At 65.8% G+C, this 25,221-nt stretch carries 21 protein-coding genes and 2 tRNA genes; 9 read left to right on the forward strand and 14 right to left on the reverse strand.

Annotation, left to right across the window (positions count from 1 at the left end; genetic code table 11):
• The first annotated feature begins 317 nt into the window (after window positions 1-317).
• The 7 genes from BJ997_RS09985 (at window position 318) to BJ997_RS10015 (ending at window position 9,073) form a co-directional block, all read left to right on the forward strand.
• Complete coding sequence (locus tag BJ997_RS09985; RefSeq protein ID WP_035836697.1) at window positions 318-1,985, forward strand: ABC transporter substrate-binding protein; 1,668 nt, start codon at window positions 318-320, stop codon at window positions 1,983-1,985.
• Between the two features lie 98 nt (window positions 1,986-2,083).
• Window positions 2,084-2,998 (forward strand): ABC transporter permease, encoded by a 915-nt coding sequence (locus tag BJ997_RS09990; RefSeq protein ID WP_035836717.1) that lies wholly within the window; start codon window positions 2,084-2,086, stop codon window positions 2,996-2,998.
• Window positions 2,995-3,840: an ABC transporter permease gene (locus tag BJ997_RS09995; RefSeq protein WP_035836696.1), complete on the forward strand. Its 846-nt coding sequence runs from the start codon at window positions 2,995-2,997 to the stop codon at window positions 3,838-3,840. The genes BJ997_RS09990 and BJ997_RS09995 overlap by 4 nt, the downstream gene beginning before the upstream one ends.
• Complete coding sequence (locus tag BJ997_RS10000; protein ID WP_338080924.1) at window positions 3,837-5,471, forward strand: ABC transporter ATP-binding protein; 1,635 nt, start codon at window positions 3,837-3,839, stop codon at window positions 5,469-5,471. The genes BJ997_RS09995 and BJ997_RS10000 overlap by 4 nt, the downstream gene beginning before the upstream one ends.
• Before the next feature lie 279 nt (window positions 5,472-5,750).
• Complete coding sequence (gene valS / locus BJ997_RS10005) at window positions 5,751-8,348, forward strand: valine--tRNA ligase (protein ID WP_035836247.1); 2,598 nt, start codon at window positions 5,751-5,753, stop codon at window positions 8,346-8,348.
• 9 nt (window positions 8,349-8,357) lie between these two features.
• Window positions 8,358-8,804, forward strand: coding sequence for a GNAT family N-acetyltransferase (locus tag BJ997_RS10010; RefSeq protein WP_035836246.1), 447 nt, complete (start codon window positions 8,358-8,360; stop codon window positions 8,802-8,804).
• Window positions 8,805-8,806: 2 nt separating this feature from the next.
• Entirely contained in the window at window positions 8,807-9,073 is a 267-nt protein-coding gene (locus tag BJ997_RS10015) for a hypothetical protein (protein WP_035836245.1), read from the forward strand.
• On the opposite strand, the gene BJ997_RS10020 is transcribed toward BJ997_RS10015, so the two are convergent.
• Window positions 9,070-10,266: a thiolase family protein gene (locus BJ997_RS10020; RefSeq protein WP_236628916.1), complete on the reverse strand. Its 1,197-nt coding sequence runs from the start codon at window positions 10,264-10,266 to the stop codon at window positions 9,070-9,072. The genes BJ997_RS10015 and BJ997_RS10020 overlap by 4 nt on opposite strands.
• Complete coding sequence (locus tag BJ997_RS10025) at window positions 10,247-11,656, reverse strand: class I adenylate-forming enzyme family protein (protein WP_035836244.1); 1,410 nt, start codon at window positions 11,654-11,656, stop codon at window positions 10,247-10,249. Before BJ997_RS10025 ends, BJ997_RS10020 begins: the two co-directional genes overlap by 20 nt.
• Window positions 11,657-11,758: 102 nt before the next feature.
• Between BJ997_RS10025 and BJ997_RS10030 the strand changes: the two genes are divergently transcribed.
• The gene (locus BJ997_RS10030; RefSeq protein WP_035836243.1) at window positions 11,759-13,804 is read left to right on the forward strand and encodes a M3 family metallopeptidase; all 2,046 of its coding nucleotides are present in this window, start codon (window positions 11,759-11,761) and stop codon (window positions 13,802-13,804) included.
• A gap of 65 nt (window positions 13,805-13,869) precedes the next feature.
• Here the strand turns inward: BJ997_RS10030 and BJ997_RS10035 are convergent, their stop codons facing one another.
• From BJ997_RS10035 to BJ997_RS10065, 7 genes are all read right to left on the reverse strand, one after another.
• Window positions 13,870-14,157: a hypothetical protein gene (locus BJ997_RS10035; RefSeq protein WP_152602137.1), complete on the reverse strand. Its 288-nt coding sequence runs from the start codon at window positions 14,155-14,157 to the stop codon at window positions 13,870-13,872.
• A gap of 98 nt (window positions 14,158-14,255) precedes the next feature.
• A complete protein-coding gene (locus BJ997_RS10040) occupies window positions 14,256-15,407 on the reverse strand; it encodes a benzoate/H(+) symporter BenE family transporter (protein ID WP_338080925.1) in 1,152 nt (383 codons plus the stop codon).
• A gap of 202 nt (window positions 15,408-15,609) precedes the next feature.
• Window positions 15,610-16,890 carry an ATP-dependent Clp protease ATP-binding subunit ClpX gene (gene clpX, locus BJ997_RS10045; RefSeq protein WP_035836239.1) on the reverse strand — a complete coding sequence of 427 codons (1,281 nt, stop codon included), beginning with the start codon at window positions 16,888-16,890 and terminating at the stop codon, window positions 15,610-15,612.
• Window positions 16,891-17,025: 135 nt separating this feature from the next.
• The gene (locus BJ997_RS10050; RefSeq protein ID WP_035836259.1) at window positions 17,026-17,712 is read right to left on the reverse strand and encodes an ATP-dependent Clp protease proteolytic subunit; all 687 of its coding nucleotides are present in this window, start codon (window positions 17,710-17,712) and stop codon (window positions 17,026-17,028) included.
• A 28-nt stretch (window positions 17,713-17,740) separates the two neighbouring features.
• Window positions 17,741-18,337: an ATP-dependent Clp protease proteolytic subunit gene (locus BJ997_RS10055; RefSeq protein ID WP_035836258.1), complete on the reverse strand. Its 597-nt coding sequence runs from the start codon at window positions 18,335-18,337 to the stop codon at window positions 17,741-17,743.
• A 270-nt stretch (window positions 18,338-18,607) separates the two neighbouring features.
• Window positions 18,608-19,969: a trigger factor gene (gene tig, locus BJ997_RS10060; RefSeq protein WP_035836238.1), complete on the reverse strand. Its 1,362-nt coding sequence runs from the start codon at window positions 19,967-19,969 to the stop codon at window positions 18,608-18,610.
• 43 nt (window positions 19,970-20,012) lie between these two features.
• Window positions 20,013-20,086 (reverse strand) — tRNA-Pro (locus tag BJ997_RS10065).
• 166 nt (window positions 20,087-20,252) lie between these two features.
• Between BJ997_RS10065 and BJ997_RS10070 the strand changes: the two genes are divergently transcribed.
• Window positions 20,253-20,326 (forward strand) — tRNA-Gly (locus tag BJ997_RS10070).
• Window positions 20,327-20,336: 10 nt separating this feature from the next.
• Here the strand turns inward: BJ997_RS10070 and BJ997_RS10075 are convergent.
• Genes BJ997_RS10075 through cpaB form a run of 5 tightly spaced genes read right to left on the reverse strand, consistent with a single transcriptional unit; the run spans window position 20,337 to window position 25,218 of the window.
• Window positions 20,337-21,188, reverse strand: coding sequence for a type II secretion system F family protein (locus tag BJ997_RS10075; RefSeq protein ID WP_052542148.1), 852 nt, complete (start codon window positions 21,186-21,188; stop codon window positions 20,337-20,339).
• 10 nt (window positions 21,189-21,198) lie between these two features.
• Window positions 21,199-22,146 carry a type II secretion system F family protein gene (locus BJ997_RS10080; protein WP_035836256.1) on the reverse strand — a complete coding sequence of 316 codons (948 nt, stop codon included), beginning with the start codon at window positions 22,144-22,146 and terminating at the stop codon, window positions 21,199-21,201.
• 5 nt (window positions 22,147-22,151) lie between these two features.
• Window positions 22,152-23,639, reverse strand: coding sequence for a TadA family conjugal transfer-associated ATPase (locus BJ997_RS10085; RefSeq protein WP_035836236.1), 1,488 nt, complete (start codon window positions 23,637-23,639; stop codon window positions 22,152-22,154).
• Window positions 23,636-24,478, reverse strand: a complete 843-nt coding sequence (locus BJ997_RS10090; protein WP_052542146.1) for a CpaE/TadZ family protein — start codon at window positions 24,476-24,478, stop codon at window positions 23,636-23,638. Before BJ997_RS10090 ends, BJ997_RS10085 begins: the two co-directional genes overlap by 4 nt.
• On the reverse strand, window positions 24,475-25,218 hold the full coding sequence (cpaB, locus tag BJ997_RS10095) for a Flp pilus assembly protein CpaB (RefSeq protein ID WP_035836235.1): 744 nt from the start codon (window positions 25,216-25,218) through the stop codon (window positions 24,475-24,477). The genes BJ997_RS10090 and cpaB overlap by 4 nt, the downstream gene beginning before the upstream one ends.
• Window positions 25,219-25,221 lie beyond the last annotated feature (3 nt).

A 25,221-nucleotide genomic window follows, 5' to 3' on the forward strand; every position in this document is an offset into this window, starting at 1 on the left:
GGTACCACCTCGCTTGCCATTCACGGGCCGGGGTGATGAAGATTCCCGTGAATGACCGCTTGTTCAAAGGCTGTGACGGGCCCGACCCGTTCGGCTCTAGTGGGTCGTCTCCCGAAGATGACGACTGTTCTGCCGAAGACTCACCGGTGATGGCCGGATCATTGTCGTTCTGCAGTGATTCTACGGGACCTGTCCTGCGTCGTCCACCTCGGGCCTGCCGGGGAGCCGTTCGCATATCATAGACGTCGGTCCTATTTGCGTCTGTAGCCGATAGAGAAACAGCTTGTCCCGGCCGAACAAGTCGTGAGAGAGACACTATGCCCACTCGGAGCACCTTTCGTCGGAGCCCCCTTCTCCGAAGCCTCCGCGTCGTGGCGCCGCTGCTCGCCGTCGGACTCCTCGCCACTTCGTGTTCGTCAACGTCCGGGCAGAAGCCGGCCGGCGATCCGGTGAGCGGCGGCACCCTGACCTATGCCTCCGGCGATGCGGAGCCCACATGCCTCGACCCGCACGTGGGAGGCAATTACCCGCAGGGGCTCATCAGCGGGCAGTACCTCGAAGCGCTCGTGTCCCGCACCACCACGGGCACGGTCATCCCGTGGCTGGCGGACTCCTGGACAGTGAGTGATGACGGTCTGGCCTGGGACTTCACGCTCCGGGACGGAGTGTCCTTCACCGACGGCACGCCCTTCACCGCCGCGGCGGTGCAGGCGAACGTGGCGCACCTGCAGGACCCGGCGACAGGGTCGTCAACCGGGTATCTTGCCCTCGGCAAGGTCACCGGAACCGAGGCCGTGTCGCCCAGCGTCGTTCGCTTCGTGCTGAGCGAACCCGACAGCGCCCTGCTCGAGTCCCTGTCTCAACCGTGGCTCGCCATGGAATCCCCCACCGCCCTGCAGCGCAACCAGGACGAGAACTGCGCCGCGCCCGTGGGAACCGGACCCTTCATCGTGGAAAGCTGGGTGAAGCAGAGCGCGATCACCCTCGTTCGCAACGATGACTACTCGTCGCCGCCCCAGGACGCGAGCCACGAGGGGGTCGCCTACCTCGACGCTATCGTGTGGCGCTTCATACCCGACTCGGCCTCCCGCTACGCGGCCCTCCAGGCCGGCGAGGTCGACGTGATCGACAACGCCCAGCCGGACACGATCACGCAGGCCGAACTGACCAAGACCATCCAGCACATCGACGCCCCGCGCCCCGGCGCCTCAAACCGCATCGAGCTCAACTCGGGCAAGGCGCCCTTCAACGATCCCCTCGTTCGGGAGGCCTTCATCCGCTCCGCAAACGTGGACGATGCGGTGTCGAGCCTATTCATGGGAACGACCGATCGCTCCAACTCCGCCCTGTCGAGCGTGGAGGCCCGTGCGCTGCAACGCCCCGACCTCTTCGAATACAGCCCGGCCGCCGCCGACCAGCTGCTCGATGCCGCCGGCTGGACGTCCCGTGACTCGGAGGGCTACCGCGTGAAGGCAGGCGTTCGATTGTCCGTCGAGTTTCCCGTGAGCACGAACCAGTCCATCCCCGCCGAGCAATCCCTGTTCGAGCAGCTTCAGGCGACCGCGAAGGAAACCGGCTTTGAGGTGAACCTCGCCCCGATGGACCTGTCGAGCTGGTACGGCGCCCTCGCCGCCAACGAGTACGACGCCGTCAGCGCCCCCTACTCCAAGGTGGGCCCGGACGTGCTGCGGATCCTGTATCACTCGGACGGGATCACACCGGCGCCGAGCGGGTATTTCGCCAATCTCGCGCAGGTCGACGACCCCGCGATCGATGCCCTGCTCACCGAGGCTGCCCAGGTGTCTGACGCCGACCGGCGCGCGTCCCTCTACACCGACGCCCAGGAGCGCATCCTCAGCGGCTATTACATTTTGCCGCTGTACGATCAGCAGAATCATTTTCTGCTCAGCACCGCCGTCGAGGGGGCTCGCGCGCTTCCGACGGTGTCGACACCCACGTTTTATGACGCGTGGCTGAACCGATAGCGACGGGGCTGACGGGCCCGATCGATACGGCCGGGCGCGGCGCCGCACGACACGCACCGTGGCGACGTCTCGAGTGGAGACGTCTTCGGTGGCGACGGCTGCTGGGCAGTGTCCTCGGTGCCGTCGGCGTGCTGTGGGCGGTTGCGACACTGACGTTCTTCGCTGTCCGGCTGATTCCGGGCGACCCGGCGCAGGCCATCCTCGGCGGACCGGGATCACAGGCGTCGCCCGAAGCTCTCGCGGCCGTGCGGGCGGAGTACGGACTCGACCAACCGCTCGTCGCGCAGTACCTCGCGCAGCTGGGTCGGCTGGCCACGGGCGATCTCGGCAGGTCGTACGCCCTCAACATGGATGTCGCGCCGCTCGTGCTGGCCCAGCTCGGCGGAACGCTGGTGCTGGCGGCACTTTCCCTCGCGCTCGCTTGGCTGCTCGCTCTGAGCCTCGCACTCTGGTCCACTCGCGGCGGCCGGTTGGCGGCGCGAGTAGGGTCCGGGCTCGAAATCGTGGCCGCAGCGCTCCCACATTTCTGGCTCGCGACCTCCCTCATCGTGGTCTTCAGCATCTGGTGGGGCGTGCTGCCCCCCATCAGTACCGCGGGCCCCGCCGGCCTTGTGCTGCCCGTGGTGACCCTCGCCATTCCCCTCGCGGGCTTCCTCGGCCAGCTCATGCGCGAATCCCTGCTCACGGCCCTCGAATCGCCCTTCGTGCTTTCTGCCAGAGCCCGTGGAGAGAGCGAACGCGGCGTGCGGTGGATCCATGCACTTCGTCATGCCGCCCTACCCGCGATCAGCCTGTCCGGCTGGGCGTTCGGGTCGCTGATCAGCGGGGCCGTGGTGGTGGAAACCATCTTTGCCCGAGCGGGGCTCGGCCGCACCCTGCTCAACGCCGTCACGGTTCGAGACGTACCTGTCGTGGTCGGTGTGGTGATGATCGTGGCCGTCGGCTACATCCTGATGACCGTGGCGACCGACGCTGCCTCCCGAATCATCGACCCGAGAGAGCGACGATCATGAGCGAACTCGAAATTCGTGTCAGGATACCGCGGTCCGGCCACCGCAGACTCGGCGCGACAGAGGCAGCCACGGGCGTGCTCGCCCTGTTCGTCGTGGTCGCGGCCGTGGTGCCTCAACTCGTCGCACCTGGCAACCCGCTCGCCATCGACCCCCTGGGCGCCTTCCAGCCGCCGTCATGGCCGCATATCTTCGGCACCGACGAGTCGGGCAGAGACCTGTACACACGGGTGGTGCACGGCACGCGCGACTCCCTCACGATCGGGCTGGCCGCCACCGCGATCGGGCTGGGGCTGGGCGTTGTACTCGGCACGATCGCGGGACTCTCCGGCCGCCTAGTGGACTTCACGGTCAATCGTTTCCTCGAGGTGCTCTTCGCCTTTCCCGGACTCCTGCTGGCCCTCGTCTTCATTCTGGTGTTCGGCCCGGGGATCGCCACGGCCACCATCGCCGTGGGCCTGTCAACAGCCCCCGGGTATGCCCGCATCATCCGATCCCAGATCATCACCGTGCGCTCGTCGGCTTTCGTCGAGGCAGCCATCGTGCAGGGTCTCGGCCCCGGCCGCATCCTGGCCAGACACATCCTTCCCAATATCCTCACTCCCCTTCTCGTGCTCGGCACCCTGGGCATCGGGCAGGCGATCGTCTGGGCCGCGACGCTCAGCTATCTCGGCCTCGGTGCCGAGCCCCCGGCGGCAGAGTGGGGCGCCATGCTCTCGGCGGGGCGCACCTACATCACCTCTGCCTGGTGGATGAGCTTCTTTCCCGGCCTCTTCATCGTGCTCACCGCAGTGACGGCCACTGTGTTGGGCCGAAGCATCGAACGACGGATGCGCCACGCATGATGACCCAGACCGCGCTACCGTTATCGGTGCGCAACCTGAGCGTCACCTTCGGATCGACCCCGGTGGTGCGATCGGCTACCTTCGAGATCGCTGCCGGCGAATGCCTCGCCATCGTGGGCGAATCCGGCTCCGGTAAATCGGTGACGGCACGCAGCCTGCTGGGACTCGCCGGCGCGAGCGCACGCGTCAGCGCCGACGAGCTGTCTCTGGGCGGACGCTCGGTCCTCAACCTCTCGGAGGCCGCCTGGCGCAGGCGCCGCGGGCACGACGTGGGACTCGTGCTGCAGGACGCGCTTGTCTCCCTGGATCCGCTGCGCCCCATCGGCCGGGAAATCGGCGACTCCCTGCGCCTGCACACGACGATGAGCGCGGCGGCCCGAGGGCGCCGGGTACTCGAGCTACTTGACGCCGTTGGCCTGCCGGATCCGCACCTGCGCGTGCGGCAGCGCTCGGGCGAGCTCTCCGGAGGAGAACGCCAGCGCGCCCTCATCGCCGCGGCCATCGCCCTCGACCCACCGCTGCTCGTGGCCGACGAACCGACTACCGCGCTCGACGTGACAGTGCAGGCCCAGATCCTCACGCTGTTGGACGACATCAAGCGGCGGGGAACCGCCGTACTCCTGATTAGCCACGACCTCGCCGTGGTCAGTCGCATTGCTGACCGCGTGGCCGTGATGAGCGAGGGAACCCTCATCGAGACCGGGCCGACAGGGCTGGTTCTGCGGTCTCCTCGCAATGAACGAACCCGGAGAATGATTGCCGCCGTGCCGGCCGACAAGCCGCGTGGTACGCGGCTGGCCCCCGGGAGCCGGCCGCCGGCAACCCCCGCTTCCGCAGAACGCCCCACTTTCACCCCCGCCGACCGTGAGATCGTGCTCGCCGCGCGCGGGCTGGCCAAGGAGTTCACCCGGCCGGACGGCACCCGCACACGGGCGGTCGACGACGTGTCGTTCGAGCTGGAACGGGGCACGACTCTCGGAATCGTGGGAGAGTCCGGCTCAGGCAAGACCACGACCGCGCGGCTCCTGTTGGGCCTCGCGCGGCCCGACCGCGGGGATGTGCGCATGCTGGGGCAGGCATGGAGCACACTCAGCGAGAGTGCGCGACGGCCGCTGCGGGCATCCGTTGGTGCGGTCTATCAGGACGCCCTGAGTTCCTTCGATCCCCGCCACTCGGTGGCCGACATCCTGCGAGCGGCCACGGGCGAGAGCGGATGGCGGCGGGCCGGCTCGAGCGCGCGAATTCTCGAACTTCTCGACAGCGTGGGCCTCGCGCGGGGCGTGGCCGACCGGCGTCCGCTCCAGCTCTCCGGCGGCCAACGCCAGCGCGTGGGAATCGCCAGGGCCCTCGCCAGCCGCCCGCAGATACTCATTTGTGACGAACCCGTTTCTTCTCTGGATGTGAGCGTGCAGGCGCAGGTTCTCGACCTGCTCGACGAGGTGCAACGCGAGCTCGGTCTGAGTCTCGTGTTCATTTCGCACGATCTCGGCGTTGTGCAGCACATGAGCGATCGGGTGGCGGTGATGCAGTCCGGTCGTCTGCTCGAGATCGGAGACTCCCGTCGGGTTTTCACCCAGCCGACGCACCCGTACACGAGGCAACTCCTGGCGTCTGTGCCGCGGTTACCCTGACCGCGGTTGTGTCCTCCGATTTTGCTCCGTGCTTTCTGTCGATATTTCTATCGTGTAACGATACGTCCAGCCGCTTCTCAGGCGAGGCCGCGTACCGTTACACGCGGAGTCCCCCCACTCCGAACGATGCCCCGGCACCTTGACAGCCTCCCCCCAGGCGAGAGGTGTCGGGGTGCTTTCGTTGTGACCGAGGCTCGAACACGGCATCCGGTAGATTGAAGGGGCACACTCAGGCACCTCAACAAAGACACGGTGCCGCACATACCGAACCGGAGAGTCATGACCCACGCTGACCGCGTCCCCGAAAAGCCCGCCCTCGAAGGGCTCGAAGCCAAATGGGAGGCCAAGTGGGATGCCTCCGGCACCTACCGCTTCACCCGCGAATCCGCGAGCCGGGAGTCGATCTACTCGATCGACACGCCCCCGCCGACTGCCTCCGGCTCCCTTCACATCGGCCACGTTTTCTCGTACACCCACACCGATGTGGTCGCCCGCTTCCAGCGCATGCGCGGCAAGAACGTGTTCTACCCGATGGGCTGGGACGACAACGGCCTCCCCACCGAACGCCGCGTGCAGAACTACTACGGCGTGCGCTGCGACCCCACGCTTCCGTACATCGCTGACTTCGTTCCGCCGTTCGAGGGCGGCGACGGCAAGAGCACGAAGGCCGCCGACCAGGTTCCCATCGGCCGCCGCAACTTCATCGAACTGTGCGAGGTGCTCACCAAGGAAGACGAGAAGCAGTTCGAAGAACTGTGGCGTACCCTCGGCCTCAGCGTGGACTGGACCCAGACCTACCGCACCATCGGCCACGAGGCCCTCTTCACCTCGCAGCTCGCCTTCCTCGGCAACGTCGAGCGCGGCGAGGCCTACCAGGCCATGGCCCCGACCCTGTGGGACGTCACCTTCCGCACCGCTGTCGCCCAGGCCGAGCTCGAAGACAAGGAACAGCCGGCCGCCTACCACCGGGTGTCGTTCCACCAGCCCGACGGCCAGGTCATCGATATCGAGACAACGCGCCCCGAGCTCTTGCCTGCCTGCGTCGCCCTCGTGGCACACCCCGACGACGAGCGGTACAAGCATCTCTTCGGCACGACAGTGACCACCCCCGTCTTCGGCGTGGAGGTGCCCATCCTCGCGCACCATCTCGCCCAGAAGGACAAGGGCAGCGGAATCGCCATGATCTGCACCTTCGGCGACGTGACCGACGTGGTCTGGTGGAGAGAGCTCGACCTTCCCAATCGCGCCATTATGGGCTTCGACGGCCGCATCATCGCCGACGCACCCGACGTGATCACGTCAGAGACCGGCCTCGCCGCCTACGCGCAGCTCGCCGGCAAAACTGTGTTCGGCGCCAAGGCCGCCATGGTGACCCTGCTGCGCGAGAGCGGCGAGCTCGTTGGCGAGCCGAAGCCCATCGTGCACGCCGTGAAGTTCTTCGAGAAGGGCGACAAGCCCCTCGAAATCGTGTCGACCCGCCAGTGGTACATTCGCAACGGCGCCCGCGACGAGGCCCTGCGCGCCCGCCTGCTCAAGCACGGGTCCGACCTGCAGTGGCACCCCGAGTTCATGAAGGTGCGTTACGAGAACTGGGTCAACGGCCTCACCGGCGACTGGCTCATCTCCAGACAGCGGTTCTTCGGCGTGCCCCTTCCCGTCTGGTATCCCCTCGACGCCGACGCTAACCCGCTCTTCGACGCGCCCATCGTCGCGACTCGCGACCTGCTGCCCGTCGACCCGACCTCTGACGTTGCCCCCGGCTACACACCGGATCAGCGCGGTCAGGCCAACGGCTTCGTGGGCGAAGTCGACGTGATGGATACCTGGGCCACATCGTCCCTGACCCCCCAGCTGGCCGGCGGATGGGAACGCGACCCTGAACTGTTCGACCTCGTCTTCCCCTATTCCCTGCGCCCGCAGGGTCAGGACATCATTCGCACCTGGCTTTTTTCCACGCTCCTGCGCGCGGAGCAGCAGCACGGCAAGTCCCCCTGGCAGCACGCCGCCCTCTCCGGCTTCATCGTGGACCCCGACCGCAAGAAGATGTCGAAGTCCAAGGGCAACGTGGTTACGCCGGCCGACATGCTCGTCAAACACGGTTCCGATGCCGTGCGCTACTGGGCAGCTTCCTCTCGCCTCGGTACTGACGCGGCCTTCGACCCTCAAAACCCGACTCAGATCAAGATCGGCCGTCGCCTCGCGATCAAGATCCTGAACGCAAGCAAGTTCATCCTCGCCTTCGACGGCGCAGCAGATGCCGAAGTGACCGAGCCGCTCGACCAGAGCATGCTCGCCGGGCTCGCCCTTGTGGTGGGTCAGGCCACGAAGGCCTTCGAGAACTACGACCACGCGCGCGCACTCGAGGTGACCGAAAGCTTCTTCTGGACTTTCTGCGACGACTACCTCGAGCTCGTCAAGGAACGCTCGTATGGCGAACCCGATGCGCGCCAGGCTTCGGCCGTCGCTGCCCTGCGCACCGCGCTCTCGACGCTGCTTCGCCTTTTCGCTCCGTTCGTTCCGTTCGCCACCGAAGAAGCATGGTCGTGGTCTAACGAGGAATCGATCCACCAGGCGTCCTGGCCGGTGGTTTCCGAGCTCGTCTCCGACGACTCCGCCGCCCCCCACGGCAACATCGCGCTGCTGGATTTGGCCAGCCGAGCGTTGACCGGAATCCGGCGCGGGAAGACGGATGCGAAGGCCTCCCAGAAAACCGAGGTCGAGTCTGCTGTAATTAGGGGAACGGCACCAGAGGTCGGCCTGCTCGCGCTGGCCGCCGCTGATCTCAAAGCAGTTGGTCGGATCGATGAACTAGTTTTTGTTGAGGGCAGCGAGTTGGCTGTGACCGACATCGTGTTCGCCACCGTGTCGGAAAGTTAGGAGCACCGGATGTCAGTACAGGTACGCCCGCTGGGCGACAAGGATTTCTTTTCATGGCTGGGCCTGTTCGAGGGTTACAGCGAGTTCTACGAGAATGAGCTCACCGATGAGAAGGCTCTGCAGGTGTGGAGCTGGATCATTGACAAGAACCACCCGCTCACCGGCGCCGTCGCCGTGAACGACGACGGCGCCTTTGTGGGTCTTGCGCACTACCGACCCGTGCCGCAGACTCTGAGCGCCACGACCGGTTTGTACCTCGACGACCTGTTTGTGGCAGCGGACGCTCGCGGTGCCGGAGTGGGTCGCGCCATCATGGACTTCGTTAAGCGTTATGCCAAGGACCACAACCTCAGCCGCATCCGTTTGATCACTGCGGCGGACAACGCCACGGCACAGATCCTCTACGACCAGGTCGGTACGCGCACCGACTGGGTCACGTACGAGATCGCGGTCTAGACATGCAACTCGGAACGCGCTGGGCCTTGGGTGCTACGGTTCCCGCGGGCCTGCCCGACGTGGTTGAAATCGCCCTGCAGGCGGTCGAGGGCGACCTCGCCGCGGTGGAGGCCGATACCTCGAGCTGGCGCTGGACGCTGACCTGGCTGGAGGGCAAGCCGGTGATCGAGCTCGACGACGGCACCGTCATCCGCTACAACGCTCTGGAAGACAGCGCCACGATCACGCAGCCGATCGCGAGCGACGAAGACGAAGACGACTGGATCTAGCCCGAAATCCACTCCCACAGGGCGGCCGTTCCCAGGCCGCCGGCTATGCTCAGGGCCGCGAGGGACAGCTCCCCCGGCGTGGCGTCGGCACGGGCTTGCTGCAACAAGCGCAGCACGAGCAGGGCGCCGGATGCACCGTAGGGATGTCCGAAGGCGAGAGCCCCGCCCTGGCGGTTCGCGCGTTCCTCAGGCACCCCGATAAGATCGAGCGAGGCGAGCACCTGGCTCGCGAAGGCTTCGGTGAACTCGACCCGCTCCAGGGCATCCGCCGAAAGCCCCTGTCGACGCAGGAGGGCACGAGCCGCCTCACCGCCTGCGATCCCCAGCACGTTGGGATCGGTTCCCTGCGACAGGGCATCGACAAAGCCCAACACGCCATGCCATCCCCTGATCTCGGCAGTCGCACGATTAGTCACCAGCACCACCACGGCACCGTCGGCATCGGCACAGGCGTTTCCGGCCGTCACTGAACCCCCGGCGGAGAAGGCCGGACCGAAGCGCGCGAGCAGGGCGGGCGACAGAGTGCGGCGCGGGCCTTGATCTTCGCGAACCAGTCCGGCCGGGGTGACCACCGGCACGATTTCGTCGGCGAAGGCACCGGCATCCGTCGCCCGCGTTGCCCGCTCGTGGCTGCGGAGCGCGAAAGCGTCCTGACGGGCGCGGCTGACGGCGAAACGGGAAGCCACGGTGTCGGCCGCGACTCCCATGTCAGGGTCGCCGATCGAGTCGGGCGCGAAGCGGACGCGATCGAAGAAGTCCGGCGCGCCCGGTGTCGACGTCAGGCGGTTCGCGCGCAGCGGCGCGGTACTCGTGCTGTCGACGCCCCCGGCGAGGTAGGCCGTTCCTGCGCCTGCGGCGACCAGGCGGCACGCGAGCACTATGGCCTCGAGGCCGGAACCGCACTGCCTGTCGATGGTTTGGGCCGGCACTGTCACTGGCAGTCCGGCGAGGAGAGCCGCGAGGCGGGCCACGTTACCTCCACCGCCGACAGCGTTGCCGATGATCACGTCGTCGATGGAACGGGCATCGAGGCCGGAGTCCGCCACGACGGCCGCGAGAACGGGGGCGAGCAGCGCATCCGCCGTCACGCCGCGCAGAGCGCCATTCTTACGCGCGAAGGCCGTGCGCCGGCCGAGCACGACGACGGGATCGCGTGCCGGGTCCCGGGGCTCATTAGTCAAGGGGTCGCGCACGCGGGTCGCCCTCGTCGATCCAGTGGCGGAGCAGGCCGCGGCTCAGCTTGCCGACGCGGGAAAGCGGAAGTTCCGTCAGTAGGTAGTACCCCCGGGGGCGCAGGGCTGTGGGAAGCGCGGCTGCCGCGGCGCGCAGGGTAGCGGAACTCACGCGACTGTCAGCGAGAATGGCGGCCACGACGCGGGAGCCGCGCGCGGCATCCGTCGCCCCGGTGACGATGACGGTGCCGACGCCGGCAACTCCCTCGAGCGCTGCCTCCACCTGCTGCGGATAAACATTGTGACCGCCGGTCACGATCATGTCGCCCCGGCGTCCGAGGTGATGGAGCGTGCCATCGGCGGCGAGGAATCCCTGGTCGCCGACCGTGCACCACTCAGCATCGTGGCGGAATGCTCTCCCGTCGTCGCCCCAGATATACCCTCGGCTCACGAGCGGACTGCGCACGAAGATCGTTCCCGCCTGCTCGGGGCCCACATCGTGCCCGGCAGCGTCGCGGATGCAGACGGCAACTCCGGGGAACGGTCGTCCCACGTTGGTTTTTCCGACCACCGACGTCTCCCCCGGTCCTTGAGCGGAGGCGCTCACAAAGCTCAACTCGGCGGCACCGTAATACTCGTAGATCGTGGCACGCGGCGCCCAGTCGACGAGCAGGCGACGGGCGACGGGATCGAGTTTTGCGCCGCCGCTGACAATTTTCGTAATGGACGTTCCCACTATGTTCGACGCGGTGCCGCGCTCGGCGATCAGTTTCAAGGCCGAGGGAACGGCCACGAGCCGGGTCACGCCGCGGTCCCGGATACAGGCGAGGGCCTGGCCAACGTCAAAACCCGGCAATGAGATGACAGTTCCGCCCGCGTGAAGCGATTCCATCAGGGCGTAGAGGTTGAGTCCCGCCGAGAACACGCCGGGTACGAGAGTACGATCGTGCTCGGTCACGTCGAAGAAATCGACGCTGGTGTGCAGCGGCCACGATCCGCGGGTGCGGCTGAAGGCCTTGGGCAGGGAGGTGGTGCCCGAGGTGAAGCCGTAGAGAAAGACGGAGTCAGCGGGGCCGTCGCTGAGCCGCTCCCTCGTACCCGAGGTGGCCCGCGGGGACGACGGGGCGGGCTGGAAATCTTGGAGACGCCGTTCGACGGCGTGACGCTGCACGGACGGCCACGCCGCATCGAGCACCGCGCAGCTTCCGTTTCCCGAGAGGGCCGCTGTCAGCTCGATCACGAATTCGGTGCCGTTGGCCAGGCACAGCACGGAGAGCGCCGCCGTCTCCCCGACGCGGGCCGACGCCCGTGCCGCGAGATCGGCGTAGCTGAGCCGATCGGGGCCGACCTCCACGGCGAGTGCGGCCGGTCGCTCGACGGCCCAATGGGTGAGCTGGCTGAGGAAGGGCATCGGTGTGGGGGCTAAGCTCGCTCGATGGCCCGGTGAGTGCGGGTGTCGGTCACGTCGGTCATCTTCCGAGCCTAGGTGCAAGCGCCCAACTAGGGTGGAGACATGGTTGAAACCGCTAATCCCTTCGTGACCGCGAGCACGCTCCCCTACCAGCTACCCCCGTTCGCAGCGATCAGGGAGGAGCACTATCGCCCGGCATTCGAACTCGGTTTCACCGAGCAACTCGCCGAGATCGCGGCCATCACGACGACAACGGATGCCGCGACCTTCGAGAACACGATCGTGCCGCTCGAGCGCAGCGGCCGAATACTCGACCGCGTGGCCGCCGTCTTCTTCACGAAGAGTTCGTCGGATTCGAACGATTTCACGAATGCTGTCGAGGAAGAATTGGCGCCGCTCCTCGCCGCCCATGCGGATTCCATCCGGCTCGATCCTGCCCTGTACGCGCGGATCGCTGTGCTCCACGAGGCGAGGGCTTCCCTCGGACTCGACGCCGAAGCCGTGTATCTGATTGAACGGTATTTCGCGGAGTTCACGCTCGCGGGGGCCGGACTGTCCGACGCCGACAAGGCCACCCTGCGCGAGTACAACAAGCGCCTGTCGACGCTCACCACGCGCTTCGAGAAGAACCTACTCGCCGACACCAACGAACTCGCCGTGGTTGTCGACACGCTCGACGAGCTGGACGGACTCGCGTCTGGCGAAATCTCCGCGGCTGCGGCGGCCGCTACCGAGCGCGGTGTCGACGGCAAATACCTGATCACCCTGGTGCTGCCCACGTCGCACCCGTATCTCGCGGACCTCACGAATAGATCCGTGCGCGAACGCTTGCTGGCCGCATCGCGTGCACGCGGCATCCGTGGCGGCGACAACGACAACCGCTCCCTCGTCATCGAAATCACCCACCTGCGTGCCGTGCGCGCCCGACTGCTCGGCTTCGCCAGCCACGCGGCGTACGTGACGTCGGACGAGACAGCGAAGACCCCAGACGCCGTGGCGGACATGCTCGGGCGGCTCGCACCGGCGGCCGCCCGCAACGCACGGGTCGAGCAGGCAGACCTGCAGGCCTATGTGGCCTCCACCGGTGCGAACTTCGAGCTCGAGGCGTGGGACTGGGCGTTCTATACGGAAAAGGTGCGGCAGGAGAAGTTCGCCGTGGACAAGGCCGCCATGCGCCCGTACTTCGAGCTCGAGACCGTGCTGCACCAGGGCGTATTCTTCGCCGCAGAGAAGCTGTACGGCGTGACCTTCGAGGAACGGCCCGATCTCGCCGGGTGGCATCCGGAATCCCGTGTGTTCGAGGGGACCAACGCGGATGGCTCGCCGGTTGGCCTCTACGTCGGCGACTTCTACACCCGCGATTCCAAGCGCGGGGGCGCCTGGATGAACCCGCTCATCTCGCAGTCGACCCTGCTCGGAACCCCGACGGTGGTCTGCAACAACCTGAACGTGGCCAAGCCGGCCGCGGGCGAGGCTACCCTGCTGAGCTTCGACCAGGTCGTCACGCTTTTCCACGAGTTCGGACACGCCCTGCATGGCCTGTTTGCCCAGGTCACATACCCGAAGTTCGCCGGCACCAACGTGTACCGCGATTTCGTGGAGTTTCCCAGCCAGGTGAACGAGATGTGGATGCTTTGGCCGAAGGTGCTCGCGAACTTCGCCCGGCACTTCGAGACCGGTGACGCCATGCCGCAGGTCCTTGTGGATCGCATTCAGTCATCCGCTACGTTCAACGAGGGGTTCTCCACGAGCGAGTATCTCGCCGCGGCACTGCTCGACCAGGCCTGGCACCGTATCGACGCCGACACTGTCGTGACGGATGTCGCACAGTTTGAGGCTGCTGCACTTGCCGAGGTCGGTCTCGACAATCCGGCGGTTCCCACGCGCTATGCAAGCACCTATTTCGCGCATACCTTCTCGGGCGGCTACGATGCGGGCTACTACTCGTATATCTGGAGTGAGGTGCTCGATGCCGACACCGTGGAGTGGTTCCAGGAGAACGGCGGTCTCACCCGCGCGAACGGCGACCGTTTCCGCAGTCGCCTCCTTGGGGTGGGAGGCAGCAAGGACCCCCTCGAGGCCTACAGCGACTGGCGCGGGCGTTCCGCGAGCATTCAGCCTCTCCTCGACCGTCGCGGCCTGAACTAGTTGTACCGAGCCATCAGGTTGGTGACACGCGGTTGAGTCCGCAAGATTGGAGAACAGTCGGAAGGTCAGGGCCACAGCCGAACGGGGTCCACGCTGCCGGGACCGTAAAGGATTCTGCTGGCGTCTGGAGGCGTGGCGCCGCTGACGCGGTAGGCCCGCCGGACGGCACGCTCAACCTCAAGATGCACCTCGAGGGTGTCCATGCGAGTTCTGAGCACTCGACAGGCCAGCCAGAGTACGGTGCGGTCTGCGTCGGTCATCGCGGGGGAAGCGACATCCATGTTGAGCGAGAGGTAATCCGTGATCGCGAGGAGCGCCATACGGGCACTGGTCGTGGGAGATGAAGTTGTCATGCCCACACACTGGCACCGGGGCCGATACGTGATTCTTGATCTTCCATTTCTGTGCAGAGATCCCGAAAGCTCCGGGCTGTGTAGGAAGAATCCAGCGTTTACACGGCCTGCCTGCGCGTTCGGCCCCAGCCAAGCCAGAGCATCACGATGCCGCCCACAACGAGGCCCCAGAACGCCGACCCGATGCCGAGCACCGAGATGCCCGACGCGGTCACAAGAAACGTCGCGATGGCCGTGATGCGGTGGCGCGGTTCCTCCAGCGCGCCCGTGAGGCTCGACACGAGGGCGCCGAGCAGGGCAAGGCCCGCAACGGCGACGATGAGCACGGGCGGGGACGCCGCCACGAGCGCCGCCGCGAGCCCCGCGCACAGTCCGAGTATGAGGTAGCCCACGCCCGAAGAAACGGTAGCGATCCAGCGCTTGGCCGGGTCGCGGTGCGCCTCAGGGCTCGCCATCAGGGCGGCCGTGATCGCCGCGAGGTTGATACCGTGTGCACCGAAGGCGCTGCCCACGACTGTGGCCAGCCCGGAGGTCAGCAGCACCGGGCGAGGCGGGACCTGATACCCGAAGGTAGTCATCACGGCGAAGCCCGGCACGTTTTGACCCGCCATCGTCACAACGAACAGGGGAAGCCCGAGGCTCACGATAACGAGCGGGTCGAAGACCGGTGCAGTGAACACGAGAGCAGGGGCGGCCGTGGGGGCGGTCGCCCAATCGGTTCCCGCCGTCACCGCGATGCCAATTCCGGCCGCGACCATGGCTGCGGGTACCGCCCAGGACGGCGCGACTCTATAGAGCACCAACCACACCAAGATAACGGGAATGGCCAGCACCGGTTGCTCGATTGCCGCGGTGATCGGGGCGAGACAGATCGGGAAGAGAATGCCGGCGAGCATCGCACCAGCGAGCGGCTTGGGGATACTCGTGATGGCCCGGCTGAGCGCCGGCCAGAGTCCGCTCAGCACAATGAGAGCCCCGCACACCAGAAAGGCCCCGATTGCGGCCCCGAAGTCGTCCGTGACCGCACCGGCCGCCACGAGCAGGGCCGCGCCAGGTGTCGACCAGGCGAAAGAAATCGGCACCTTGAAGTACCAGGGCAGGGCGATGCAGACGGCACCGACCAGCACGCAGAGAGCGAGCAGGCCCGACGCAGCCTGGGCATCCGTTGCACCCACGGCGCGTAGCCCTGCGAGCACGAGAACGAAGGAACTCGCGAACCCGGTCACGGCCGCTACGATACCGGTCGCCACCGGTTGGAGAATTCCCCTCATTCCCGACCGCCTGGTCGCCGGTCGAACCACCGTTGGTCGAGGCGCGAGGCACGAGCGATCGAGACCCGGCGAGACAGTCCTGCAAGCCGAGCTCGGCAAGAGGATCGACTCGCGTGGTCTCGATCGCTCCTTCGTCGCGCCTCGACCGGCGGGACCGTAGCCAGCTCGACCAGCGGAGAACCTAGGCGGACTTGTCTTCGCGCAGTTCCGAGTGCAACACGAGGGTAGGCGCCGCGTTGTTCAACACGGAGTCGCGCGTGATGATGACCCTGGCCACGTCTTCACTCGACGGAACCTCAAACATGATCGGTCCGAGCACCTCTTCCATGATGGCGCGCAGTCCACGGGCTCCGGTCTTGCGGAGCACAGCGAGGTCGGCAATGGCCTCGAGTGCTGGCTGTTCGAAGTCGAGTTCGACCCCGTCGATTTCAAACATACGCTGGTACTGGCGCACGAGGGCGTTCTTCGGCACAGTCAGAATCTGCATGAGAGCGACCTGGTCAAGTTGAGTGACCGTTGTCACGACAGGCAGTCGACCGATGAACTCAGGAATCAGGCCGAATTTGTGCAGGTCTTCCGGGAGCACCTCGCTGAAGAGGTTCACGTCGTCGCCCTTGCTGTGCAGCGGGGCTCCGAAGCCGATCCCCTTCTTTCCGGCGCGGGAGGAGATGATGTCTTCGAGGCCGGCGAAGGCGCCGGCCACGATGAACAACACGTTGGTCGTGTCTACCTGGATAAATTCCTGATGCGGGTGCTTGCGCCCGCCCTGCGGCGGAACCGACGCGACAGTTCCTTCGAGAATCTTGAGCAGGGCCTGCTGCACGCCCTCACCAGACACATCGCGGGTGATCGACGGGTTCTCGGCCTTGCGGGCGATTTTGTCGATCTCGTCAATGTAGATGATGCCGGTCTCGGCGCGCTTTACGTCGTAGTCGGCGGCCTGGATGAGTTTGAGGAGGATGTTCTCCACGTCTTCACCGACGTAACCGGCCTCGGTCAGCGCCGTGGCGTCGGCAACGGCGAACGGAACGTTGAGTTTCTTGGCCAGGGTCTGGGCGAGGTAGGTCTTGCCGCAGCCCGTGGGCCCGATCAGAAGGATGTTGGACTTGGCGATCTCGACGTCGTCGTGGATCGCATCCGCTGCCGTGAGGGTTGCACGCGAGCGAACACGCTTGTAGTGGTTGTAGACGGCCACGGCGAGGGCGCGCTTGGCAGGCTCCTGACCGATGACGTATTCCTCGAGAAAACCGAAGATTTCCTTGGGCTTGGGGAGGTCGAACTCACTCGTTCCCTCTTCGGCGCCGGCCTCAGCGAGACGTTCCTCGATGATCTCGTTGCACAACTCGACGCATTCGTCGCAAATGTACACGCCAGGGCCCGCTATGAGCTGCTGCACCTGCTTCTGGCTCTTTCCGCAGAATGAGCACTTGAGCAGGTCGGCGCTTTCGCCTATTCTGGCCATGAGTCAGCCTCCTCCATCGGTATCGCTGCAATTGAGCCTAGCCTGTGCCCACGACACTTGCGCGCAGGTGAAACACAAAGCGAAACGGCGCGCCCCCGAAGGTGACGCGCCGTTCGCATGATTCTGAAGCGGATGCTATTTGACGAGCATCGGCAGGTTCTTGCGGCTGGTGAGAACCTGGTCGATCAGGCCGTAATCGAGAGCCTCTTTGGCATTGAGGATCTTGTCGCGGTCGATGTCCTTGTTGACCTGCTCAACACTCTTGTTGGAGTGGTGGGCGAGAGTTTCTTCCAACCAGACGCGCATACGCATGATCTCGGCGGCCTGAATCTCGATGTCCGACGCCTGTCCGCCACCCTGGCCACCCACGGAGGGCTGGTGGATGAGGATTCGGGCGTTCGGGAGCGCCAGGCGCTTGCCCGCCGTTCCTCCGGCAAGCAACACGGCGGCAGCAGATGCCGCCTGGCCGAGGCACACCGTCATCACGTGCGGACGAATGTACTGCATCGTGTCGTAGATCGCTGTCATGGCCGTGAACGAACCACCGGGCGAGTTGATGTACATCGTGATGTCGCGGTCGGGGTCCTGGCTCTCGAGCACGAGGAGCTGGGCCATGACATCGTCAGCCGAGGCGTCGTCGACCTGCACACCGAGGAAGATGATGCGGTCCTCGAAGAGCTTCGCGTAGGGGTCCTGACGCTTGTATCCGTATGCCGTGCGCTCTTCGAACGTCGGCAGGATGTAGCGGGACTCAGGCATGTTCTTGGTAGAGGCACCCATGGAGCTGTAGGCGTTCGAACCACCGAATGTGGGCATATTCATCATTATTTTTCCTGTTCGCTTCGGCGGACTACTTGGTCTCGGCGGTGGCTGTGCCGCCGCCGCCCGTGACGTCGGTCGCAGAGGCGCGCAGGTGGTCGACGAACCCGTACTCGAGGGCTTCCTGGGCGCTGAACCAGTTGTCGCGGTCACCGTCGGCGTTGATCTGCTCGACGGTCTTTCCGGTCTGCGACGCGGTGATCTCAGACAGACGCTGCTTCATGTCGAGGATGAGTCGAGCCTGAGTCTGGATGTCGGCAGCCGTGCCGCCGAATCCGCCGGAGGGCTGGTGCAAGAGCACGCGGGCGTTCGGCGTGATGTACCGCTTGCCCTTCGTGCCCGACGTGAGGAGCAGCTGGCCCATCGAGGCCGCCATTCCGATGCCCACAGTGACGATGTCGTTGGGTACGAACTGCATCGTGTCGTAGATCGCCATGCCGGCGGTAATGGAGCCGCCGGGAGAGTTGATGTACAGGAAGATGTCGCGCTTCGAGTCTTCTGCCGCAAGCAGCAGGATCTTGGCGCAGATCTCGTTGGCGTTTTCATCCCGAACCTCTGAGCCGAGCCAGATGATGCGGTCCTTCAGCAGTCGGTCAAAAACACCGGTGTTTGGTGTCGGGTCGGCCATTTCGCGCTCCGTTTCAGTTGTCGCTACCTGATAAATGTATCTGAGCAAGCCAGCGAAAACGGCCGTGTTCGCCCTCGGCAGATTGCACGTGCCCCACACGCCTCCCACCGCCGCAAAATCGACGGAGATCCCGTCCACAAACAGCCCTCTGGAGCCGTTTCAGCCCCAATTGGTCTGAAATCTCCGTCGATTTCGCAGGGAGAGGGGCGGACGGATGACGAAAGGGCCGGATGTCGCATGATATCCGGCCCTTTCTGCATACGAGGAGTGCTACTTGGCGGCAGCGTCCTCGGTCGGTGCCGCTTCTACGGCCTCGGCCGCGGCATCCGTCGTCTCGGTCTCGTCCGCGGCACCGATGATCGGAGCGGTGAACTCGGCGAGGTCAACGGGCTTGCCGTTGGAGTCGACGACCTCGGCCTTGCCCAGGGCGATGGCGAGGGCCTTGTTACGGGCAACCTCGGCCACCATCGACGGGATCTGACCGTTGGTGTTGAGCGTCTGCACGAACTCGCTCGGGTCCATTCCGTACTGGCTGGCGCCCTGGATCAGGTACTGCGTGAGCTCGTCCTGGCTCACCTTGACCTGCTCGGCTTCGGCGATCGTGTCGAGCAGGATCTGCTGACGGAACGTCTTCTCGCTGGCTTCGGTGACCTCGGCGCGGTGCACGTCGTCTTCGAGGCGGCTCTCGCCCTCGAGGTGACGGTTCACCTCGTCTTCGATGATCGCGGCGGGGAGCGGAACCTCGACGGACGCGAGGAGGCTCTCGATCAGACGCTCGCGCGCCTGGCCACCCTGGCCGAAGACCTTCGAGCGCTCAACCTGTGTCTTGAGGCTCTCGGTGAGCTCGGCGATGGTGTCGAACTCGCTGGCGATCTGGGCGAAGTCGTCGTCGGCGGCGGGAAGCTCTCGCTCCTTGACGGCGATGACGGTGATCGTGATCTCGGCGGTCTCACCCTCGTGGTCTCCGCCCATGAGGTCGGAGTTGAAGGTGGTGGTCTCGCCGGCGCTGAGGGAGTCAAGCGCCTCGTCGATGCCGGCGATCAAGTCGCCGGAGCCGACCTCGTAGGAGATGCCTGCCGCGGTGTCGACCTCGGTGCCGTCAATGGCGGCAATCAGGTCGATCTGGGCGAAGTCGCCGGTCTTGGCGGGACGCTCGACGGTGATGAGCGTGCCGAAGCGGCTGCGCAGCTTGTCGAGTTCCTCGGCGACCTCGTCGTCGTTCACCTCGACGGCGTCAACCGTGAGCTTGATGCCGTCGTAGGACGGGATCTCGATCTCGGGGCGAACATCGACCTCGATGGCCAGCAGAAGGTCTCCGGAGAAGTCCTTGTCACTGGGCCATTCGACGATGTCGGCCTCTGGACGACCGAGGGGACGCAGCTTGTGCTCCTCGACGGCCGTGCGGTAGAAACCGTCGAGGCCCTCGTTGACGGCGTGCTCAAGCACGGCCGACTTACCGACGCGCTGGTCGATGATGGGCGGCGGAACCTTGCCCTTGCGGAAACCGGGGATATTGATGTCCTCGGCAATGTGCCCGTAGGCGTGGGTGATGGCTGGCTTCAGCTCGTCGGGGCTCACCGTGATGGTGAGCTTCGCGCGCGTGGGGCTCAGTTTTTCGACCGTGGACTTCACTCGGGACTCTCCTGTGTATTGAAACGGTGTGCTGCGGGTAATGTCGGGGCGACAGGAATTGAACCTGCGACTTCTCGCCCCCAAAACGAGCGCTCTACCAAGCTGAGCTACGCCCCGGATCCTGTTCGACCCGTTGGTACTGAAATGCTGGGGAACCAAACTGCCCACAGGCAGATTGACCTCAGCCAGTCTAATGCACGGCTTTCGGCCGCATGCGCCCGCACTGGCATCCGCCACCCTGTTTCGTGTACTACGCTGTTCGAGTGCCCAACATTACGGGCCTGGGGATGTAGCTCAATGGTAGAGCCTCAGTTTTCCAAACTGATGGCGCGGGTTCGATTCCCGTCATCCCCTCCACATTCCGCGGCTAGAAGAACGCGTCAGCTATGTTCAGCGCCGCCGGTGTCATCAACACGATGAACAGCACCGGCAGGATGCAGAAGATCAGCGGGAACAGCACCTTCACGGGCACCTTCATAGCCTTCTCTTCGGCTGCCTGCCTGCGCTTGACGCGCATCTCCTGGGCCTGCACGCGCAGTACATCCGCGATGGCGATTCCATAGGCATCCGCTTGCACAACCGATCGGGCGAACCGGCGCAGATCCGGTGACGACGTGCGACCGGCCAGCTCGTGGTAGGCATCCCGGCGGCTGAGTCCCATGCTCATGTCTTGCAGCGTGCGGATCAGCTCCCCCGCGAGGGGACCCCTGCCCGAGGTTCCCACCTTCGCCATCGCTGCCTCGAAGCCCAGGCCCGCCTCGACCGAGATGGTCATCTGATCCAGGGTGTCGGGAAGTTCGAGTTGGATCTTCTCCTGACGTTCCTGCGCCCTGCTGTACAGCAGGAGGTCGGGAACGAAGAAGCACAGTGCCAGGAGGGCCGTGCCCAGCAGCAGGCGCACCGGCACGGGGTCTGCGGCGATCCACAGTCCCGCGAGCACCAGGCCCAGAACCGTGAGGATCGGCTTGACGAGGAGCATCCGTTCGATCGTCCACCCGACCGGCCGGCCCGCAAGGGCAAGCTGGCGTTCGAGAATATCGAGGTACGCGGGCGGGGCCAGCCTGCGAACCGCGAGTGCCAGCGTCTGGGTCATATTTCGCGGGACGTTACCCCCGGGAGCGGATGCTCTGAGCGGTCGCCCGGCGGCCACCAGGATGCCGACCAGGGCACCCGTGCCACTGGACACGGCCGCGGCGGCCAGAAGAGCGAGTGCATACATCGACATACTCCTAAAACTTGACTCTGACGGCGGCCATCATCCACATCGACCCCACCGCCATCAGGACAACGGCGACCACGAGGGCGACATAACCCCAGATGCTCACGAAGAAGCCGGCGAAATAGGTCGGCTGCGCCAGGAGAAGAAATAAGAACACTCCGACGGGCAGCAGCAGAAGCACCCAAGCTGACATCTTCCCTTCCGCGCTGAGCGCACTCACCTGGCGCCGGATCTGGTTGCGCTCGCGGATGGTGCGGCCCACCTGATCGAACACGTCGGAGAGCCTTCCGCCCACCTCCCGGTTGATGGCAATCGCCTGGGCGACCCACTGAAAGTCCTCGTTGCGCATACGCACGGCGGTGGCTTCCAGCGCGTCGGTGAGGTCCCTGCCGAGCCGCGTCTCGTTCACGACTCGCGCGAATTCCTGGCTTGACGGCTCCTCGGCCTCATGGGATACAGCGTCGATCACGCGCAGCAGGCTGTGCCCTGAACGGAGTCCGCCCGCCAGGAACATGAGGGTGTCGTCCAACTGGTTGGCGAATCTGGCCCGGCGTCGGCTCGTGCGCACAGAAAGCAGCACGGAGGCCCCCACCGGGGACAGTGCGGCGAACACACCCATCAGCACCACGGTGGCGACGACCCCCTGCGCAACCAGCATGCCACACCCGGCGAGAACCACGGCCGCACACAGCACCATCAGCATGAAGGAGGGCGGATTCATCCGAATATTCGCCTGTTCCAGGCGCGCCGCATCGAACGGGGTCGCGCGCCGACGGCTGATGACACCGTCGATCATGCTCACAGTGCGATCGGTCACGCGTGACAGCTGCGAGACGTGCACGGCGCCGACCGCGCGCCGTCTGGACAGCGACACCCGCGGTGCGGGTGGCCAGACGACAACGAAGACCACAACGAGCATGGCCAACAGAGCCAGCGCGTACCCCGCGTAGACGAGCATGTCGCTCACCTGACACCACGCCCCGGCGTCCGACCGGTGGCCACGGATCCGAAGATCTCCGGCGGAACATGAATCCCCAGGTCCTGGAACCGATCCGCGAAGCGCGGACGGATGCCTGTCGCCTGCGCGTGCCCGAGGAAACGCCCCCCAGGGTCGACGCCGGCGGCATAGTCGAAGGTGAAGGCATCCTGCAGGGTGACGATGTCGCCCTCCATCCCCTGCACCTCAGTGATGTGAGTCACGCGCCGAGTGCCGTCCTTGAGCCGCGAAATCTGCACGATAACGTCGACGGCCGATGTGATCTGCTCCCGCACTGCCCGGAGAGGCAGGTCCATGCCCGCCATCAGCACGAGCGTTTCCAGGCGTGCAATCGCGTCGCGGGGAGTATTGGCATGCACTGTCGAGAGTGACCCGTCGTGACCGGTGTTCATGGCCTGCAGCATGTCGAGGCTCTCGCCGCCACGACACTCTCCGATCACGATTCGGTCGGGGCGCATCCGCAGGGAGTTGCGCACGAGGTCACGAATGGTTATTTCCCCCTTGCCCTCGATATTCGACGGGCGTGCCTCGAGTCGAACGACGTGTCCCTGTTGGAGCTGCAGCTCCACCGCATCCTCGATCGTGACGATGCGCTCGTCGGCGGGGATGAAGGAGGACAGCACGTTGAGCAGTGTTGTCTTTCCGGTGCCGGTCCCCCCCGAGACGATGATGTTGAGGCGAGCCTTCACGCACGCCTCGAGCAGGGTGGCCATGTCGGCCGTCATCGTGCCGAACCCGATCAGGTCGGAGATCGTGAAAGGGTCCCTGGAGAACTTGCGAATGGTGAGCGCAGAGCCGTTGACGGCGAGCGGCGGGATGATCGCGTTCACCCTGGAGCCGTCGGCAAGTCGCGCATCGACCATGGGCGAGGACTCGTCGATGCGCCGCCCGACCTTCGTGACGATGCGTTCGATGACGCGGCGGAGCTGCTCCTCCGACGTGAAGCTCGCATCGCTATGCTGCAGGCGCCCGCCGCGTTCGACGAAGATCTGGTCTGGCCCGTTCACCATGATTTCAGTGATCTCCGGGTCGTCGAGCAGGGGCTCAAGCGGGCCGAATCCGAGCACGTCGGCATCGATTTCGCGAATCAGGCGCGCCCGTTCCTCCGAGGTCAGGGGAACCTGGTCCCGCGCGACGATCTCGACCAGCTCCGCACGGGCATACGAGTGCAGCTTCTCCTCTGTGAGGCTCGAGTCGTTCATGCGCGAGCCGATTCGCTCGAACAGCTCCTGGGCCGCTCGTTCCTTGAGCTCCGCGAGAGCGTGCCGCGGAGCCGTCGCCGCCGGCGGCTCGCCTGGCGGGCCGGACCGGGTCCCGATGGGCTTCGGCGTCGTTTCGATCGCTGACAGAACGGATGCCGATGGCGTGGCCTCTGCGGGTCGGGCGGCGAAATCCGAGTCGGCCGGACGCGTGCCCCGGCCCCGCAGGGCGTCCATGCGGTCGGTGAGTTTCATGGGCGGAACGTCCTCCTTTTCAGCAGACCGTGCGGGTTGACCGTGGGCCGGCCGACGCTCGGAAGCCCCCCGCACCGGGCGATGAGGGCGAGGAGCGCCCGTGCCGCCGGCGTTCGCGGGTTCGCCTCGATCACGGCGACACCGCGGTTCGTGCAGATCGCTACCGATCGCGACCGGGGAATGCTGACGTCCACGGCCATGCCGAGAGTGGCCTCCACGTCGACGCGCCCGATTCCGCTCTGGTTGTCGACGAGGTTCACGACGATATGGCGTGCGGGCGGCGTGATTCCCAGGCTCGTCAGCACGCCCAGCTCGGTGCCGAGGGCGCGCACGCTCGGTACAGCCTGGGCGCACACGGCAACGCCATCCGTGGCCCCCTCTATCATGGCCAATGTGTGCTCGCCCAGTCCCGGAGAGGTGTCCACGATGACGAATCGAAAGATCTCGCGCAGCTGGTCGATGAGGTGGGCCAGCTGCCGGCCCGTGACTCGGTCACCGTCGACGGGGGACGCGGCCCCGCATACTACGTAGAACCCGCCGGGGTGCAGGGTGAGCATCGTCTTGAGCAGCAGGGCATCCGCGGTGGGCGCCGGCCCGACCAGGTCCGGAAGGGTGTGGACCGGATGGAGGTCGAGCACGGTCGCCACATCGCCGAACTGCACGTCAGCGTCGACCAGCACGACAGCGAGCGGGGCGGCCCGGGCCAGGCCGACAGCGAGGTTCGCGGCGATCGTGCTCTTGCCCACGCCGCCCCGCGGCGAAAACACCGTGATCACGCGAGCGGATGTCGGTGTGTCGCTCGGCGCCCCGGCGGTTTCGTTCAGGACGACGGTGCTCACGGGAAGACGACGCCACCGTCGACCGAGCGCGATCCGGTCTCGTCGGCTTCCTCTGGTTCCAGCGTGAGCCAGACACTACCGAACTGCTGACCCCAGACCAGGGTTTCCACGTCGGCGGTACTGCGGGCCAGGGTGACCATGAGGGTGGCGACCGGATCCGTCGACGTGGCCGAGGCATCCGCTTCGCTCGCCCCAGGCGTGACCGACGTTCCCGGCTGCACCCTAAGAACAAGCACCTTGTGGAAGACCTGGCGCGTCACCGGCAGGTCCGTGCCGCTGCGGTCCACCGTGGCAGAGATCAGCACACCCACGGTGTCGCCGGCTACGATCTCGCCGCCGACCACGTTCTGCGCGGGGAGGGCAACTGTCACGGCCTGCATGCCCTGCGGCACCGGGACGCCGCCGCGCACGGTCCGGCTCGCCGGGTCGATGAACCGGCTCCCGAGCAGCTGCTCCCCCGGCATGAGGGCAACATCGCTCACGAGGCCGGTGAGGTCGGCCAGATCGCTCACCCGACCGGGCACGGCGGCAAGGGCTGGGATCTGCTTCACGGCCACGAGCTCGCCAAGGTCCGCGGCCGGTGTGCCCGCGGGGATCTCCGTCGTCACGACGAACGAGGGCACAAAGGCGGCACCGTCAGCGGCCCGGGCGTCGCCGCCGTTCACATAGCCGGTCAGGATGACCGCGCCGCCGAGGGCGATGACAATGGCAAGAAGGGCACCGAGGAGTCGGAATTTCATTGT

This window comes from Cryobacterium roopkundense (genome assembly GCF_014200405.1).
Classification (GTDB): Bacteria; Actinomycetota; Actinomycetes; order Actinomycetales; family Microbacteriaceae; genus Cryobacterium; species Cryobacterium roopkundense.

Coding starts and splice junctions, on each gene's coding strand:
- BJ997_RS09985 (WP_035836697.1), top strand. CDS start 318: ATGCCCACTCGGAGCACCTTTCGTCGGAGCCCCCTTCTCCGAAGCCTC.
- BJ997_RS09995 (WP_035836696.1), top strand. CDS start 2,995: ATGAGCGAACTCGAAATTCGTGTCAGGATACCGCGGTCCGGCCACCGC.
- BJ997_RS10000 (WP_338080924.1), top strand. CDS start 3,837: ATGATGACCCAGACCGCGCTACCGTTATCGGTGCGCAACCTGAGCGTC.
- valS (WP_035836247.1), top strand. CDS start 5,751: ATGACCCACGCTGACCGCGTCCCCGAAAAGCCCGCCCTCGAAGGGCTC.
- BJ997_RS10010 (WP_035836246.1), top strand. CDS start 8,358: ATGTCAGTACAGGTACGCCCGCTGGGCGACAAGGATTTCTTTTCATGG.
- BJ997_RS10015 (WP_035836245.1), top strand. CDS start 8,807: ATGCAACTCGGAACGCGCTGGGCCTTGGGTGCTACGGTTCCCGCGGGC.
- BJ997_RS10025 (WP_035836244.1), bottom strand. CDS start 11,656: ATGCCCTTCCTCAGCCAGCTCACCCATTGGGCCGTCGAGCGACCGGCC.
- BJ997_RS10030 (WP_035836243.1), top strand. CDS start 11,759: ATGGTTGAAACCGCTAATCCCTTCGTGACCGCGAGCACGCTCCCCTAC.
- BJ997_RS10035 (WP_152602137.1), bottom strand. CDS start 14,157: ATGACAACTTCATCTCCCACGACCAGTGCCCGTATGGCGCTCCTCGCG.
- clpX (WP_035836239.1), bottom strand. CDS start 16,890: ATGGCCAGAATAGGCGAAAGCGCCGACCTGCTCAAGTGCTCATTCTGC.
- BJ997_RS10050 (WP_035836259.1), bottom strand. CDS start 17,712: ATGAATATGCCCACATTCGGTGGTTCGAACGCCTACAGCTCCATGGGT.
- BJ997_RS10055 (WP_035836258.1), bottom strand. CDS start 18,337: ATGGCCGACCCGACACCAAACACCGGTGTTTTTGACCGACTGCTGAAG.
- BJ997_RS10075 (WP_052542148.1), bottom strand. CDS start 21,188: ATGTATGCACTCGCTCTTCTGGCCGCCGCGGCCGTGTCCAGTGGCACG.
- BJ997_RS10080 (WP_035836256.1), bottom strand. CDS start 22,146: ATGCTCGTCTACGCGGGGTACGCGCTGGCTCTGTTGGCCATGCTCGTT.
- BJ997_RS10085 (WP_035836236.1), bottom strand. CDS start 23,639: ATGAAACTCACCGACCGCATGGACGCCCTGCGGGGCCGGGGCACGCGT.
- cpaB (WP_035836235.1), bottom strand. CDS start 25,218: ATGAAATTCCGACTCCTCGGTGCCCTTCTTGCCATTGTCATCGCCCTC.